General features: G+C 48.9%; 3 protein-coding genes. All 3 read right to left on the reverse strand.

From position 1 onward, the window contains the following. The coding region (gene tnpC, locus I2G42_RS16100) for an IS66 family transposase (RefSeq protein WP_195531268.1) at nt 1-1,550 on the reverse strand (1,550 nt) is incomplete at its 3' end. Between the two features lie 142 nt (nt 1,551-1,692). Further along, nucleotides 1,693-2,034, reverse strand: a complete 342-nt coding sequence (gene tnpB / locus I2G42_RS16105; protein ID WP_055228707.1) for an IS66 family insertion sequence element accessory protein TnpB — start codon at nt 2,032-2,034, stop codon at nt 1,693-1,695. Further along, nucleotides 2,028-2,426 carry an IS66 family insertion sequence element accessory protein TnpA gene (tnpA, locus tag I2G42_RS16110; protein WP_243030698.1) on the reverse strand — a complete coding sequence of 133 codons (399 nt, stop codon included), beginning with the start codon at nt 2,424-2,426 and terminating at the stop codon, nt 2,028-2,030. Before tnpA ends, tnpB begins: the two co-directional genes overlap by 7 nt. Nucleotides 2,427-2,483: the final 57 nt, after the last annotated feature.

Consider the following 2,483-nt stretch of genomic DNA (forward strand, 5'->3'; position numbering starts at 1 on the left):
GTCATATTTTTACTCGGTCGGTTCTCCAGCAGAAATTTAAGATATCCGTAGATGTTCAGCCCATGTGCTTTGGCCATCTCAACCATTGTGTAGACTACTGCGCTGGCATTCGCTCCGTCCACGGAACTGCTGAACAGCCAGTTTTTTCGCCCCACTGCGAACGGACGGATCGCATTCTCACTGAGATTATTGGTAAAGCTGCACCGCCCGTCTTCCAGATAGGTTTCCGCTATATCACGCCTGTTGAGAACATAATTCACGGCTTTATCCAGCCGGGTATTCCGGACGGGCTTTTGCTGGTCAAGCCACGACCAGAAAGCCTCCAGAACAGGTTTTTCCTTCTCGAGACGCAGTTGTTTCCGCTTTTCATAATTACCGGGATACTTTTTGTTAATGGAGTCTTCCATGGCAAACAACCGATTGCAGTACTGGACTCCCTGTACTGCAGGCTGGCTGTAGTCATACTGCTTCCCTTTGGGAACAGCGTCGATAAAGTATCGGCGGATATGTGCCCAACAGGAGCAGCGCCTGATCCCGGGCAGACTGTTATAACCCTGATAGCCGTCCGTTTCCAGATATCCGCTGTAGCCTTCCAGAAACTCCTTTGCATGGCTGCCGCTCCTGGTCGGGGAATAGCCATACAGGATGATCTCCGCAAGTCCGTCCTCACCGCTTCGGAACAGCCACATGAATGACTGGGTCTGTGCCCTGCGTCCTTCCTCTTTCAATACCTGGACCCGCGTCTCATCTGCCATCACAAAACTACGTTTCAGCAGCTCCCGATGAAAGTAATCGTACATTGGCTGAAAATAGTTCTTTGAACAGTAGATGATCCAGTTTGCAAGGGTCGTCCGGCTGATCTGCACCCCATACTGCTTCCAGTCCTTTTCCTGCCGGTAAAGTGGAAGCCCGTTGGCATACTTCTGGTACATAGTCCATGCAGCTGCAGCTGCTGATGCAGGTCCTTTTCCAAGCAGAGCTGGCGGAACCTGAGACTTTACGATCACAGGCTTTTCTGTATCGCCGAGTCCTTCCTTGCAGGAGGGGCATCCATGGCTCTGGCTGTAGTATTCGATCACTTTACAGGTGGCAGGAATGAATTCCAGTTCCCGGCGGACATATTCCTCGCCGATCAGGACCATCTGCGTACCACATACCGGACAGATCTGATCCTCTTCCGGAAGTGGGACCACTACTTTTTCAACTTTCAGGCCTTTGAAGAGTTCCTCATGTGTTGCCTTCTTTTTACGGGTATGCTCCCGGATTACCGTTTCGCCTTCCAACAGGGATGGATCCTGTTCCACTTCTGCTTCATCGAAGAGATTCTGCTGTCCCGGAATATCATCAGATCTTCTCTCGCTGGAGGGACCAAAGAGTTTTTTTGTCAGATAATCTACCTGTTCCTGAAGAGCTTTCTCATGACTGGTTTTTTCGTCAATAATAAGACGGAGAGCTTTGATCAGTTCCGTCTGCTCCGCTATCATTGTTTTCAGTTGTGATACGGTATCTTTCAGCTCTCGAAGCTGGATATCTTTTGCACTGGAAGCCATCGTTTCTCTCCTCGGATTTGATTCCTTTATTATACCAGAAATGGGGCTTTTACTAAAGGAAAACAACGCCTGAAAAATACCGAATTTACAAGGGATTTCCGGATTTTTCTATGCAGGATTTCTGCCAGGATCCACGAGCTTTTTATTCTGCTTTGAGGGCTTTTGGCTGGTCAATATCAATCCCGGACATCAGCCAGTCAAACTCCCGCCAGGAAAGATTCCGGACCTCTGACTGCTTTCTGGGCCATTGATAACCGCCGCGGACAGACAATCGCTTATAGATCAGAACGAAGCCATCCGGTTCGCGGAACAAGGCTTTGATCCTGTCCCGTCTTCTTCCACAGAAAAGGAAGAGAGCACTGGACGACGGATCCATCTTAAGCTGGTCTTCGATAACGGTGCAGAGTCCGTCAATAGATTTCCTCATATCCGTGTAGCCACAGACAATGTAGATCTTCTCAAGTCCGGAAACATCACCTAACATGAAAACTCCTGAAGCATGCGAAAAGTCCTGGTGAGCAGAACAGGATCCGCATCATTGCTGATGCGGACTGTGATATCCTTCATAGAAACTTCAATCGTATGTGGATTGTCAAGGTTCGAATTTAGCATCTGCGATGCGGTATGCTGTTCCGGAACAATGTCAATGGGAACCACGTCCTGTTTCGGGCGTGGAACCTCAAGATGACCATAATTCGCCGCTGGGATCTGATCCGCTGCTGTTTTCCGACAACGGCTGACCCAGTTGTAAAAGGTGCTTACTGCAATGTCGTTTTCACGACACCAGTCAGCATCTGTCATGCCGCTCTGACGGCATTCATTGATAAGTCTGATCTGTTCCACCATCGGAACGCGGGTCTTGCGAGTACCTGCCATAACCTATCCTCCATAATTGTAGTGAAATAATCTAAGTATCTATCAGCTGCAATTATA

Source organism: Fusicatenibacter saccharivorans (assembly GCF_015557635.1).
Taxonomy (GTDB): Bacteria; Bacillota; Clostridia; order Lachnospirales; family Lachnospiraceae; genus Fusicatenibacter; species Fusicatenibacter saccharivorans.